Genomic DNA, 12,746 nt, shown 5'->3' with positions numbered 1-12,746 from the left:
AGGTAGGAATTGAATTATGAGCAAAATTATAGGAATAGATTTAGGAACAACAAATTCATGTGTTTCAATCATGGAAGGAAGCCAAGCAAAAGTTTTGGAAAATGCTGAAGGTGCTAGAACAACACCTTCTGTTGTTGCTTTTACTGAAGATGGTGAAAAACTAGTTGGCCAACCAGCTAAAAGACAAGCCGTAACAAATCCAGAAAATACTATATTTGCTGTAAAGAGATTAATTGGAAGAAACTTTGAAGATCCTACTGTAAAAAAAGATATTGCTGCTGCTCCTTTCAAAATTGTTAATTCTGAAAAAGGTGATGCTTGGATTGAAGCAAGAGGAGAAAAATATTCTCCCTCTCAAATTTCTGCTTTCATACTTCAAAAAATGAAAGAAACTGCTGAAAAATATTTAGGACAAGAAGTAACCAAGGCAGTTATTACCGTTCCTGCTTACTTTAATGACGCCCAAAGACAAGCAACAAAAGACGCAGGTAAAATAGCAGGTCTTGAAGTTTTAAGAATTATTAACGAACCTACTGCCGCCTCTCTTGCGTATGGTTTAGACAAAAAACAAAATAAAAAAATTGCTGTTTATGATTTAGGTGGTGGAACATTTGATGTATCTATTCTTGAATTAGGAGATGGTGTATTTGAAGTTAAATCAACTAATGGTGATACCTTCTTAGGAGGTGAAGATTTTGATAATGCTATAGTTGACTACTTAATTGGTGAGTTTAAAAAAGATAGTGGCATTGATCTAAAGTCAGATAAATTGGCTCTTCAAAGACTCAAGGAAGCTGCTGAAAAAGCAAAAATTGAATTATCTTCAGCAGAACAAACAGATGTTAATTTACCCTTTATAACTGCAGACAAAACAGGTCCAAAACATATTAATTTAAAAATGACTAGAGCAAAGTTAGAGGCTTTAGTTGAAGACTTAATTTCAAGAACCTTACCTCCATGTAAAACTGCTCTTAAAGATGCCGGTCTTACAGCAAGTGAAATTGATGAGATTATAATGGTTGGTGGAATGACAAGAATGCCAAAAGTTATAGCTGAAGTTAAAAACTTTTTTGGTAAAGAACCAAATAAAAGTGTTAACCCTGATGAAGTTGTTGCAATGGGTGCAGCAATTCAAGCTGGAGTTCTTCAAGGTGATGTTAAGGATGTACTTCTTTTAGACGTAACTCCATTATCACTTGGAATTGAAACACTTGGTGGTGTATCAACAAAATTAATTGAAAAAAATACAACAATACCAACTAAAAAAAGCCAGGTATTCTCGACAGCAGAAGATAATCAACCTGCCGTATCAATCAGAGTTCTTCAAGGAGAAAGGGAAATGGCAACTGATAATAAAATGTTAGGAAACTTTGAGTTAGTGGGTATTGCACCAGCACCAAGAGGTGTTCCACAAATTGAAGTAACATTTGACATTGATGCAAACGGAATAGTAAGTGTTTCTGCAAAAGATAAAGGCACTGGTAAAGAGCAAAAAATCCAGATTCAAGCTTCAGGTGGCTTAAGTGATGAAGAAATAGAGAAAATGGTCAAGGATGCTGAAGCAAATAAAGAAGAAGATAAAAAGAAAAGAGAATCTGTTGATGTTAGAAACCAAGCAGATACCCTTCTCCACTCTACAGAAAAAAATCTTAAAGAACATGGTGCCAAAGTTTCTGATGCTGATAAAAAAGCTATTGAAGATGCGTCTTCTGCTTTAAAAGAATCAATTAAAGGAACTGACACTGATGATATTAAGAAAAAAACTGAAACTTTAGTGCAAGCTTCTATGAAACTAGGTGAGGCAATTTATAAGTCTCAAGAAAAAAAAGAAAATTCATCTAAAGATGGTGATAAAAATGATGAAGGAAAAAAAGACGATAATGTAGTTGATGCTGACTTTGAAGAAGTAAAAGAAGAAGGCAAAGAAGGCACCGAAGATAAAGAAAAAAGCGCCTAAGTCTCACAACAACAATCATCTTGGAGTAACTTATGGCTAAAAAAGATTTTTATGACGTCTTAGGTGTTAGTAAAAATGCAAGCCCAGAAGAATTAAAATCAGCCTATAGAAAACTCGCAGTCAAATATCATCCAGATAAAAACCCCGGTGACAAAGCTTCTGAAGATAAATTTAAAGAAGCTAGTGAAGCCTATGGCATCCTTTCTGATAAAGAAAAAAAACAAAACTATGATAATTTTGGTCATGCTGCCTTTGAAGGCGGTGGTGGTAGACAAAGTGGAGGCTTTGGTGGTTTTGGAGGGGCAGATTTTTCAGATATTTTTGAAGATTTTTTTGGTGATTTTGGAGATGGTGGACGATCAAGAGGAAGAAGAAATACCAATAATAAAGGCTCAGATTTAAGGTATGATTTATCAATAACGCTTGAAGAAGCTTATGAAGGAAAAAAACAGGATATTAAATTTTCAACTACTGAAAAATGCAACACTTGTAAGGGTAATGGATCAAAACCAGGACACTCACCTGATAGATGCACAGTTTGTGGTGGAAATGGAAAAGTAAGATCAAATCAAGGTTTTTTTACTGTTCAACAAACTTGTCCTCAATGTGCAGGTTCTGGTGAAGAAATTACAAATCCATGTAATGATTGTAATGGCCAAGGCAATAAACAAGCGTCGAAAAAAATATCCGTTACAATTCCAAAAGGTGTGGATGATGGAACAAGAATAAGATTAGCAGGCAAAGGTGAGGCTGGTTCAAGGGGTGGAGCAAATGGTGATTTATATTTATTCATAAATGTTCACTCACATGATTTATTTAAAAGATCTGATGAAAATTTATTCTTTGAGTTTCCAATATCTATTGCTGATGCAGCTTTAGGGACAACAATTGAAATACCAACTATCGATGGAGGTAAAGCAAAAATTAAAATACCTGATGGAACTCAAAATGGTAAACAATTTCGTTTAAAAGGAAAAGGAATGCCTTATATGCGAGGAAGCGGCAATGGTGATCTTTATGTACAAATAAACACTGAAGTGCCTATCTCATTAAATAAAGAGCAAAAAGAGTTACTTGAAAAATTTAGAGAAATAGAAAACGAAAAATCAAATCCAAGTATCAAAAAATTCTTTCAAAAAGCAAAAAGTTTTTGGAAAAACTAAAAGACTAATTAGTTAAAAAAGGTTAATATTTTCCTTAATGAAAAAAATTAATTTAGCAATATCTGGTTGTCTTGGTCGAATGGGTCAACAACTCATTAAATCTTCAAGATCGAATAAAAATTTTAAATTAGTAGCGCTGACTGAAAATAAAACCTTTAACAAAAAAATTGCAGGAATAAAAATTAATCTTAATACAAATGAAGCTTTTAAAAATACAGATGTTATAATAGATTTTACGGTACCTAATTGTACTTTTGATATCCTTAAAATTGCATCTAAATTAAAAAAAAGAGTAGTGATTGGTACAACTGGATTTAATCAAAAAGAAGAAAATATAATAAAAAATTACTCAAAAAAAATTCCCATACTAAAAGCGGGTAATATGAGCTTGGGGGTGAATTTACTAATGTATCTAACAGAGATTGCCTCAAAATCATTGCATGATGAATATTTAAGTAAAGTGTATGAAGTGCATCATAAGCATAAAAAAGATTATCCATCAGGAACAGCCCTAATGCTTGGTAAAGGCATTGCAGATGGTAAGAAAAAAAATCTTTATAATTTAATGGGTAAAAAGTTTTTAAATAAAAAAACTTTTCCCTATGGAAAAAAAATTAATTTTAATTCAATTAGAAAAGGTGAAATTATTGGAGAGCACGAAGTTACATTCTCAAGTGGGAAAGAAATCATAAAATTAAATCATGAAGCATTTGATAGGGCGCTGTATTCAGATGGTGCCTTAACAGCTGCAAAGTGGCTTATCAATAAGAAACCTGGACTTTACTCAATGAGAGATTTATTAAACTTTAAATAATGGATGAAAAGGAAAAAGCTAAAAAAATACTTAAAATTTTAAATAAAATTTATCCAACAACTCCTATCCCATTAAATCACATAAACAATTTTACTTTACTAATGTCAGTTCTTCTATCAGCACAATGCACAGATTTAAATGTTAATAATGTTACGAAAAATATTTATCCAAAATATAATAAACCAGAACATTTTGTAAAATTAGGTAGAAAAAAAATTGAAAAATTAATTAAAAGTATTGGTCTCTTCAGAATTAAAGCAAAAAATGTTTATCTAATGTCTAAACAACTTATTGAAAAGCATAGGGGTAGAGTGCCTAAAAGCTTTGAAGAACTCGAAAAACTTCCTGGCGTGGGCCATAAAACAGCAAGTGTAGTTATGTCTCAAGGATTTGGAGTTCCTGCTTTTGCAGTTGATACTCATATCCATAGACTAGCTCAACGATGGGGATTAACTAATGGCAAGAATGTAATTCAAACAGAAAAAGATTTAAAAAGAATATTTCCAGAAAAAACATGGAGTAAGTTACATTTACAAATAATTTATTATGGAAGAGAGTTTTGTAAAGCTAGAGAGTGTTATGGTTTGACTTGTAAAATCTGTACGACTTGTTATCCTAATCGAAGAAATCCTGTTCAAATAAAAAAAGCTTAATATGAAAATTCTAGGAATTGGTAATGCTATTGTGGATGTTGTATGCAGAATTAATGATCAATATTTAATTGATAATCAATTAACAAAAAGCACAATGAAATTAGTTGATGAAGTCGAATTTAAAAAACTATTATCAACTCTTAAAATAGAACAAACTATTTCTGGTGGATCAGTTGCAAATTCTATTGTTGGATTATCTCAGTTAGGAAATGATGTTGGCTTTATTGGTAAAGTTAACGCTGATGATTTAGGACAAAAATATGAAGAGGGTCTAACTAAAGAAAAAGTGCAATATTTCTATAATAAAAAAAGAGAAATTTTACCAACTGGAACATGTTTAATTTTAATCACTCCTGACGCCGAAAGAACGATGGTCACTTATTTGGGTGTCGCAGGAAAAATAAATCAAAATGATATTGATGAAAAAGCTATAAAAGAAAGTGAAATGATTTTTCTTGAAGGCTACTTATGGGATAAGGGAGAGCCAAAATCGGCCTTTGATAAAGCAATGTCTTTCTCTCGTACCAAAGCAATGTCTCTGTCAGATCAATTTTGTGTGGAAAGACATAAGAATGAATTTTTAGATTTAGTGAAAAATAAACTTGATATTATTTTTGCTAATGAGCAAGAGATTAAATCATTAATTGACGCTAAAGATTTTGGGGATGTTGTTGAGTTTGGCAAACAAATTGAAAAAATCTTAATTATTACACGTGGTGAAAAAGGAAGTGTGGCCATTAAAAATAAAGAAGTTATGGAATGTAAAAGTAAGACAGATTTAAAAATTGTTGATTTAACTGGTGCTGGAGATCTTTTTGCAGCAGGTTTTCTTCATGGATTTATTAACAATATCTCAACCAAAGAAGCTTTAGAAAAAGGAACTGATATGTCTGCAAAAATAATTCAAAAAGTGGGTGCTAGACTTAATTAAAATTTTTTAGCCAATTAAATAACCATTTTTTTGACTTACAATAAATTTTTTATCCTTAAAAACTTTGTCTATTTTTTTTCTTAATCTATAAATATGGGTCTCCACTGTGTGTGTTTCAATATTTGCAGAATACCCCCAAATATTTTTTTGTAAATCAGCAATATCACAATTAATTTTTTTTTTATTTAAATACAGTATTATTTCAATTTCTTTTTCAGTTAATTTTAAAGTTAAACCCAATTTAGATAAGTGCTTTGAATTAACATCTAATTGAAAATCATTTATATTAATTTTAGACTGTAAACTGTATCTTAATTTAATTAAGTTAATATTAATTTTTTCTAAAAGTTTTTCAAAAGATAAGGGTAAGTCATTTAAATATAAAATGTTACTTTCATGAAGACCATGATTAAATAATAGTTTCGTTTTTTTATTTAAGATGATTAGAGATTTTCTTTTATCAAGACTATTATCTTTTAAAAAGTCATCTTCATTTTTAAATTTAATTGTTTTAAAAGGTAAATTTTCTTTTAAGTCATCAAATATTTCATATAGTGAATTATAATTTATTATAATAACATTTTGCATAAATATATTTAATTTTTTTTATGATAATTCATGTACTAAATAAAAACACTCTTATAATTGATGATTTTAAGATGAGATGTTGTGTGGGAAAAAATGGCTTAAACTCACAAAAAGAAGAGGGAGATTTTTCAACACCGAAAGGTTTATTTAATTTAAAGAAATTATATTTCAGAAAAGATCGTGTTGGTATTCCAAAATGCTCAATTAATAAAAAAGCAATTAATAAAAATATGGCCTGGTGTGATGACTCAAATGATAAAAGATATAATACAGAAATTAAAACTACAAATAAAAATCTTAAAGAATACTTATATAGAAGTGATCATAAGTATGATTACTTAATTACAATTAGTCATAATGATAAAAAAATACCTTATAAGGGTAGTGCTATATTTATTCATCTAACCGATAACTATAGACCAACATCGGGTTGCATAGCACTAAAGAGGAAAGATTTTGAAATTTTAGTAAAATTAATAAAAAATAACTCCAAGATAAAAATTGGTTAATTTCTATTTCCAAAAATTTTAGATCCAATTCTTAGGTAGGTAGACCCATATTTCGCTGCTTCAAGGTAATCATTTGACATGCCCATGCTTAATTCTTTAACATCTATTCTCTCTGCAAGATTCTTCATTTTAGAAAAATATTTTTTAGTATCTCCATTTTGTGGTGGCAAGCACATCAATCCAATAATATCTAATTCTAATTCGTTTATACATATTTTATGAAATTCATTTAATTCAGCTTGATCAATTCCACTTTTTTGGCTCTCGTTTCCAATATTTATTTGGATAAATATCTTTAATTTTTTTTTTAATTTTTTTTGTTCTTCAGAAATTTTTTTGGCTAATTTTAAGCTATCTAATGAATGAATATAGTCAAATAAACCCACAACAAACTTAACTTTATTTGACTGTAGTTTACCAATCATATGTAATTGAAGATGTTTAAAGTCCTGCTTGATCGGTTGCCATTTCTCTAACGCTTCTTGAACTTTATTCTCTCCAAAATGAACTTGGCCATGATTAATTAAAGGTAATATTTCATTAATTGGAAATGTTTTACTAACAGCTATTATTTTTGTTTGATTTGAATCTTTTTTTTCTATCTTTAATGTATTTTGGATAGAAACTAGATTATTAATACTTTGATGCAAAAAAAATTTCCTAAAATTTACTTGTTTGTTGAGGATTTCAATCCTGCTGATTTAAATAACTTAAATAAAAATATTTCAATTATTTATCGTAATTATAAAAAAAAACCTGATGAAAGTACAATATTATCATTAAAAAATTACTGTAGGGCTAATAAAAGAGAGCTTTATTTGTCAAATAATATTAAATTAGCTATTAAACATAGATTAAACGGAGTTTATATTCCATCTTTTAACAAAGTTAAAAATTTCAATTTTTTATCCAAACCAAATGATTTTTTAATTATAGGTTCAGCTCATAACAGAGCTGAAATTAAACTGAAGGAAGATCAAGGTTGCAATTTAATTTTCTTAGCTCCAACATTTAAGGTTAATAAAAAGATTGGTTTTCTTGGTATTAATAAATTTAACTTACTTACAACGAATAGCAAAAGTATCTTTATTGCTCTTGGAGGAATTAATCAAAAGAATTTAAAAAAATTAAAACTCTTAAATTGTGAGGGTTTTGCGGGAATATCCTGGATAAAAAAAACGGCCCAAAAAATTAATTTTGGGCCGTTTTAAAATTAAATGATTTATCTAATTAAAACGCTAAACCAAGTGCGATTTCAGTTGCACTTTTATCAGATGCATCTTCATCAAACGCTGGATTTGTTACGTCAATTTTGTATGCTTTAATTGACATAGCACCCATAGAGTAAGCTGCTTGGATACCATCAGTTTTCATTACAACATCAGCTACAGCTGTTGCTGCATCATCCTGCGCATCATAAGTTTCTTCTGATTCAGTGTATGAAATCGAAAAGTTTTCATTCACGTTGAAAGCGATCGACATTTGATTACCTTCAAAGAAACCATTATGTGTTCTTGTGTTAGATCCAACATCTTTTGCAGTATTAACATCTTCTGGAGTTCCATTAGCACCACCATCCATGTAAGATTCAGTGTAACCAATTGCAACTGGTCCAAATGAATAGTTTACATACCATGCACCTTCAAAAGCGTCTGATACTTCTGTATTTCCTTGAGCAGTTCTTTCAATCTCAGCACCGTAGATACCAAACTTTAATGCATCGTAACTTAAAGTTACACCCGCAGCACTTGATGATCCGAAGTCTTCATTTACAGTTACACTACCACCATCATTAACAAGTACACCAGTACCACTACCCGCTATGTTTGGCGAGTATTCTAAATCAAATGATGCAGTTACACCACCTAAATCAAATGAAGGTGAGTTATAAACGATCATGTTTGTGTCAGCCATGTTTCCAATTCTGTTAGCAGAATTGTTCTGTGCATCAGACATTTGTTCGTATGCTTGTGGCACCTCTTCATCATACTTGTAGTTAGCTCCACCAGTATCTGTACCGAAAGATACAGTTCCTAGAGAACCCATAGTCATAGATGTGTAAGATGATGATATACTTTGAGCATCAGTTAACAATGAGCTAACTGTGAAAGTCCAACCATTATCTAATTCACCAGTACCTGTAAAAGCTACATCTTTATCAGTACCAATTGATTTTCCTGCAGCAGCATCTTTTCCAGTAACGTATGTTACGTTAGCAGAACCTGTTACAGAAATTTCTCCTGCTTGAGCACTAACTGCAACTAGCGAACCTGCTAATGCTGAAAGACCCAATTTTTTTATATTTGTCATATTTATTTTCCTTTTGTTATTATTAATATGAATAAGGCTTTTTAACAAAAAAATTTTTTTTTAGTTGAAGAATTTACTCTAAAGTGTCTATTTTATTGAAATGTGACAAAATTATCACATATGATCAATTTTTTTGTTGAAATTCAACAAAACAAATGGTTTTTGACTACAAATGTATTTCTTAAAAAAATATTTTATCTTTCTTTTTCTAATTTTTTTCACTTTTTCGGGATGTTCGAATAGCATTTTTAAAAGAGCCGATATTAAAGATACACCAGTAAATGTTAATGATCGGGTAAAGAAAAATATTACAGAAGGTAGAGGAATTAGATTTGGCAAGGGATCTTCAAGTGGTGGCACTTTTGATTTTGCCTCCTCTAATGAATTATGGAGAGCGTCTATGGATGTACTAAATTTTGTTCCCTTTTCAAATGCGAGTTACTCTGGAGGTATTTTAATAACAGAATGGTTTGATGGTAATTCAAATGATCAAAATGAAAAGAGAGATTTAAAGATTACTGTAAGATTTTTATCTAATGAAATTAGAGCTGATGCTCTAGATATCAGTGTCCACGAAAGAGTATGCCTAAGCAATGGAACGGGTTGCAATGTTAATAAAATTACATCCAACATAGAACCTGAAATAAAATTAGCAATTCTTAAACGTGCTGCAATTTTAGAAAAAGGTCTATTATCAAAAAATGCCAAAGAATATGGTCGTAAGAAACGAACTACACTTAAAGATAAGTAATGTCACAAAATAGAGTAGTAAAAAAATGAGCCTCGGTGGATAAGGAATGACCTTAATAAAAAATAAATAATTTTATTAATATTGACTAGATACAATTTTAAACTAATTGAAAAAAAATGGCAAGATCATTGGATCAATAATGGTTTTTTTAAAAGCTCATTAGACAAAAATAAAAAAAAATTTTATTGTCTAGAAATGTTTCCTTACCCATCGGGTAAAATTCATATGGGACATGTAAGAAATTATACTATAGGAGATGTTTTAGCACGATTTAAGATAATGCAAGGTTATAACGTTTTACACCCTATGGGCTGGGACTCCTTTGGGATGCCAGCTGAAAATGCTGCTAGACAAAATAAATTAGATCCAAAAAAATGGACTGAAAAAAATATTAGTACAATGCGAGGCCAATTAAAACAATTAGGTCTTTCAATTGACTGGGATAAAGAAATTTCAACATGCTCACCTGAATATTATAAGCATCAACAAGCTCTCTTTTTAGAATTATATGAAAAAGGTCTTGTTTACAGAAAAGAAAATTATGTCAATTGGGATCCGGTTGATGAAACCGTTTTGGCCAATGAACAAGTAATTGATGGAAGAGGATGGAGGTCTGGTGCTTTAGTTGAGAGAAAAAAATTAAACCAATGGTTTTTCAATATATCAAAATTTTCTAACGAGCTATTAGAGGGGCTAGAAACACTTAATGAGTGGCCTAATAAAGTGAAAACTATGCAAAAAAACTGGATAGGTAAATCTTTTGGTTGTGAAATAGATTTTCAAATAGATAGTAAGGTGCCTGTAAAAAGCATAAAATGTTTTAGCACAAGACCCGACACGTTATTTGGTTGCTCCTTCTTGGCAGTATCTGTTGATCACCCGATAGCAAAATTTTATCAAAATGATAAAAAATTTTTAGAATTTAAGAGAGAGTGTTCTAAAACTGGCACAACAGAAGAGTCTATTGCTCAAGCAGAAAAATTAGGATTTCCAACAAGTCTAATGGCTATTAATCCCTTAGACCCAACTATAAAAGTACCTGTTTTTTTCGCAAACTTTGTATTAATGGATTATGGATTTGGGGCAATATTTGGTTGTCCTGCACATGATCAAAGAGATTTTGATTTTGCAAAAAAATATAAATTAAATATCATTTCAGTTGTTAGTCCAATTGACTCAAAAGATAAAATTGAACTGAGTGGCAAGGCTTATACTGGTCCTGGTAAAATAATTAATTCAAAATTTTTGAATGATTTAAGTGCACCAGATCAATCTATTTTAGAGGCTATTAAAATATTAGAAGAAAAAAAATTAGGAAAAAAAAAATTAATTTTAGGCTTAAAGACTGGGGCATTTCAAGACAAAGATATTGGGGCTGCCCTATACCGATTGCTTATAATGAAAAAAATGAAATTGTTAAAATTCCCAAAAAAGATTTACCTGTAGCACTACCAGAAAACATTAATTTAAATACTAAAGGTAATCCTTTAGATCATCAAAAAGAATGGATTGAATTAGAAATAGATGGTCAAAAATGCAGAAGAGAAACGGATACTTTGGACACATTTGTGGACTCTTCTTGGTATTTTTTAAGATTTTGTTCAAGCAAGAACACTGAAGTAGGATTTGCTTTAGATGAAATTAAATATTGGATGCCTGTCGACCAATACATTGGAGGTGTTGAGCATGCAATACTACATCTTTTATATTCTAGGTTTTTTATGCATGCAATAAAAGATCAAAGAAAAGAATTTATAAACCCTGAACCATTTAAAGGACTTTTTACACAAGGAATGGTTTGTCATGAGACTTATAAAGATAAAAACAATCAATGGTTAAGTCCTGATGATATTGAAACAAGCGACAACATAAACTTTTATTTAAAGGGAAAACCTGATGAAAAAATACAAGTTGGACCAAGTGAGTCTATGTCAAAATCTAAAAAGAATACGGTGGATCCAGCAAAAATTATTTTAAATTATGGTGCAGATGCGGTAAGACTTTTTATTTTATCAGATAGTCCTCCTGAAAAAGATGTGCAGTGGTCCGATCAAGGAATGCAAGCTTCATATAAATTTATTCAAAAATTTTGGCTTTTACACAAAAAAATTATTTCAAAGATTTCACTTAAAAATGAAAATGGTGACTCTAGTTCATTGGAATCGTTTACCAATATTATGATTGATAAAATTACAAAAAATATAGAAAATTTTCATTACAATGTAATCATAGCAAATTATCATGAAACCTATAATTACTTAAACAAAGAAATTGAAAAACCAATTAATTATTTAAGTTTGACAAAAAATTATAAGAAAATATTAAGTCTAATACATCCTGTGGCTCCTCACCTTGCAAGCGAATGTTTGCTAGAACTAGATTCTAAAAATAAACTTGAGTGGCCAAATGTTGATCAAAAAAAGATATTGAATGAAAATATTAATATCGTTGTTCAAATAAATGGTAAAAAAAGAGGTATAATTAATCTAACTAGTGAGATTTCTGAAAGTGAATTAATTATTAAAATAAAAAATAATCCTTTAATAAATAAATTTATTAATAATGAAGAATTAAAAAAAACAATCTATATTAAAAATAAACTGATAAACTTAATTATCTGATGAATAAAATAATTTTAATTATAATTTTTATAATATTAAATAGCTGTGGATATGAATCCGTTTATTCAAACAAAAATATTAACTTTAATATTATTAACATCAAAAAGTTGGAAACAAGCAAATTAAACAATATATTTGAAAAAAGAATAAAAAATTTTTCTAACAGTGATGCCATCAAACAAATTGTATTGGAAATTGATTCAAAAAAAAGTATTTCCATAGTTTCAAAAGACTCAATGGGTAATCCTTCTCGTTATAAAATGACCGTAAGATTAAATCTTAAAACAACTGACGATCAAAACAAAAAAATAGAAAAAGAATTCTTTAAACAATTTGATTATAATTCTAATTCAAATAAATTTGCACTTAGCCAATATGAGAAAGATATTGAAATAATATTAATTGAAAAAGTTATTGAAGAAGTAATAAGATATTTATCAAAATTTTAA

12 protein-coding genes and 1 pseudogene are annotated in these 12,746 nt (G+C 29.7%); 10 read left to right on the top strand and 3 right to left on the bottom strand.

Annotated features, from left to right (window positions below):
* The first annotated feature begins 16 nt into the window (after window positions 1-16).
* Genes dnaK through AC5SL1_RS06485 form a run of 5 tightly spaced genes read left to right on the top strand, consistent with a single transcriptional unit; the run spans window position 17 to window position 5,518 of the window.
* Window positions 17-1,957, top strand: a complete 1,941-nt coding sequence (dnaK, locus tag AC5SL1_RS06505; protein ID WP_494599571.1) for a molecular chaperone DnaK — start codon at window positions 17-19, stop codon at window positions 1,955-1,957.
* A 32-nt stretch (window positions 1,958-1,989) separates the two neighbouring features.
* A complete protein-coding gene (gene dnaJ / locus AC5SL1_RS06500) occupies window positions 1,990-3,120 on the top strand; it encodes a molecular chaperone DnaJ (protein ID WP_494599569.1) in 1,131 nt (376 codons plus the stop codon).
* A gap of 37 nt (window positions 3,121-3,157) precedes the next feature.
* Entirely contained in the window at window positions 3,158-3,934 is a 777-nt protein-coding gene (gene dapB, locus AC5SL1_RS06495; protein ID WP_494599567.1) for a 4-hydroxy-tetrahydrodipicolinate reductase, read from the top strand.
* Window positions 3,934-4,587, top strand: coding sequence for an endonuclease III (nth, locus tag AC5SL1_RS06490; RefSeq protein WP_494599565.1), 654 nt, complete (start codon window positions 3,934-3,936; stop codon window positions 4,585-4,587). Before dapB ends, nth begins: the two co-directional genes overlap by 1 nt.
* Before the next feature lies 1 nt (window position 4,588).
* The gene (locus AC5SL1_RS06485; protein ID WP_494599563.1) at window positions 4,589-5,518 is read left to right on the top strand and encodes an adenosine kinase; all 930 of its coding nucleotides are present in this window, start codon (window positions 4,589-4,591) and stop codon (window positions 5,516-5,518) included.
* A 6-nt stretch (window positions 5,519-5,524) separates the two neighbouring features.
* On the opposite strand, the gene AC5SL1_RS06480 is transcribed toward AC5SL1_RS06485, so the two are convergent.
* Window positions 5,525-6,106 carry a winged helix-turn-helix domain-containing protein gene (locus AC5SL1_RS06480; RefSeq protein ID WP_494599561.1) on the bottom strand — a complete coding sequence of 194 codons (582 nt, stop codon included), beginning with the start codon at window positions 6,104-6,106 and terminating at the stop codon, window positions 5,525-5,527.
* 20 nt (window positions 6,107-6,126) lie between these two features.
* On the opposite strand from AC5SL1_RS06480, the gene AC5SL1_RS06475 reads away from it, so the two are divergent.
* Window positions 6,127-6,615: a L,D-transpeptidase family protein gene (locus AC5SL1_RS06475; RefSeq protein WP_494579829.1), complete on the top strand. Its 489-nt coding sequence runs from the start codon at window positions 6,127-6,129 to the stop codon at window positions 6,613-6,615.
* Here the strand turns inward: AC5SL1_RS06475 and AC5SL1_RS06470 are convergent.
* A complete protein-coding gene (locus AC5SL1_RS06470) occupies window positions 6,612-7,265 on the bottom strand; it encodes a YggS family pyridoxal phosphate-dependent enzyme (RefSeq protein WP_494579827.1) in 654 nt (217 codons plus the stop codon). The two genes, AC5SL1_RS06475 and AC5SL1_RS06470, sit on opposite strands and share 4 nt — an antisense overlap.
* On the opposite strand from AC5SL1_RS06470, the gene AC5SL1_RS06465 reads away from it, so the two are divergent.
* A complete protein-coding gene (locus tag AC5SL1_RS06465; protein ID WP_494599559.1) occupies window positions 7,260-7,826 on the top strand; it encodes a thiamine phosphate synthase in 567 nt (188 codons plus the stop codon). The two genes, AC5SL1_RS06470 and AC5SL1_RS06465, sit on opposite strands and share 6 nt — an antisense overlap.
* A 19-nt stretch (window positions 7,827-7,845) precedes the next feature.
* On the opposite strand, the gene AC5SL1_RS06460 is transcribed toward AC5SL1_RS06465, so the two are convergent.
* Window positions 7,846-8,925 (bottom strand): porin, encoded by a 1,080-nt coding sequence (locus AC5SL1_RS06460; RefSeq protein ID WP_494599557.1) that lies wholly within the window; start codon window positions 8,923-8,925, stop codon window positions 7,846-7,848.
* Between the two features lie 172 nt (window positions 8,926-9,097).
* On the opposite strand from AC5SL1_RS06460, the gene AC5SL1_RS06455 reads away from it, so the two are divergent.
* From AC5SL1_RS06455 to AC5SL1_RS06445, 3 genes and pseudogenes are all read left to right on the top strand, one after another.
* Complete coding sequence (locus AC5SL1_RS06455; RefSeq protein ID WP_494599555.1) at window positions 9,098-9,676, top strand: DUF3576 domain-containing protein; 579 nt, start codon at window positions 9,098-9,100, stop codon at window positions 9,674-9,676.
* 81 nt (window positions 9,677-9,757) lie between these two features.
* A pseudogene (gene leuS, locus AC5SL1_RS06450) lies at window positions 9,758-12,297 on the top strand (leucine--tRNA ligase).
* The gene (locus tag AC5SL1_RS06445) at window positions 12,297-12,746 is read left to right on the top strand and encodes a hypothetical protein (protein ID WP_494599553.1); all 450 of its coding nucleotides are present in this window, start codon (window positions 12,297-12,299) and stop codon (window positions 12,744-12,746) included. Before leuS ends, AC5SL1_RS06445 begins: the two are co-directional and overlap by 1 nt.

It is taken from the genome of Candidatus Pelagibacter sp. PS_10_02, from assembly GCF_059418005.1.
The sequence above is the reverse complement of the archived record's forward strand: the minus strand, read 5'-3'. Positions and strand labels throughout refer to the sequence as shown.

Excerpts from the sequence above, each read along its gene's own strand:
- dnaK (WP_494599571.1), top strand. The coding sequence starts at position 17 with ATGAGCAAAATTATAGGAATAGATTTAGGAACAACAAATTCATGTGTT.
- dnaJ (WP_494599569.1), top strand. The coding sequence starts at position 1,990 with ATGGCTAAAAAAGATTTTTATGACGTCTTAGGTGTTAGTAAAAATGCA.
- dapB (WP_494599567.1), top strand. The coding sequence starts at position 3,158 with ATGAAAAAAATTAATTTAGCAATATCTGGTTGTCTTGGTCGAATGGGT.
- nth (WP_494599565.1), top strand. The coding sequence starts at position 3,934 with ATGGATGAAAAGGAAAAAGCTAAAAAAATACTTAAAATTTTAAATAAA.
- AC5SL1_RS06485 (WP_494599563.1), top strand. The coding sequence starts at position 4,589 with ATGAAAATTCTAGGAATTGGTAATGCTATTGTGGATGTTGTATGCAGA.
- AC5SL1_RS06480 (WP_494599561.1), bottom strand. The coding sequence starts at position 6,106 with ATGCAAAATGTTATTATAATAAATTATAATTCACTATATGAAATATTT.
- AC5SL1_RS06475 (WP_494579829.1), top strand. The coding sequence starts at position 6,127 with ATGATAATTCATGTACTAAATAAAAACACTCTTATAATTGATGATTTT.
- AC5SL1_RS06465 (WP_494599559.1), top strand. The coding sequence starts at position 7,260 with ATGCAAAAAAAATTTCCTAAAATTTACTTGTTTGTTGAGGATTTCAAT.
- AC5SL1_RS06460 (WP_494599557.1), bottom strand. The coding sequence starts at position 8,925 with ATGACAAATATAAAAAAATTGGGTCTTTCAGCATTAGCAGGTTCGCTA.
- AC5SL1_RS06455 (WP_494599555.1), top strand. The coding sequence starts at position 9,098 with ATGTATTTCTTAAAAAAATATTTTATCTTTCTTTTTCTAATTTTTTTC.
- AC5SL1_RS06445 (WP_494599553.1), top strand. The coding sequence starts at position 12,297 with ATGAATAAAATAATTTTAATTATAATTTTTATAATATTAAATAGCTGT.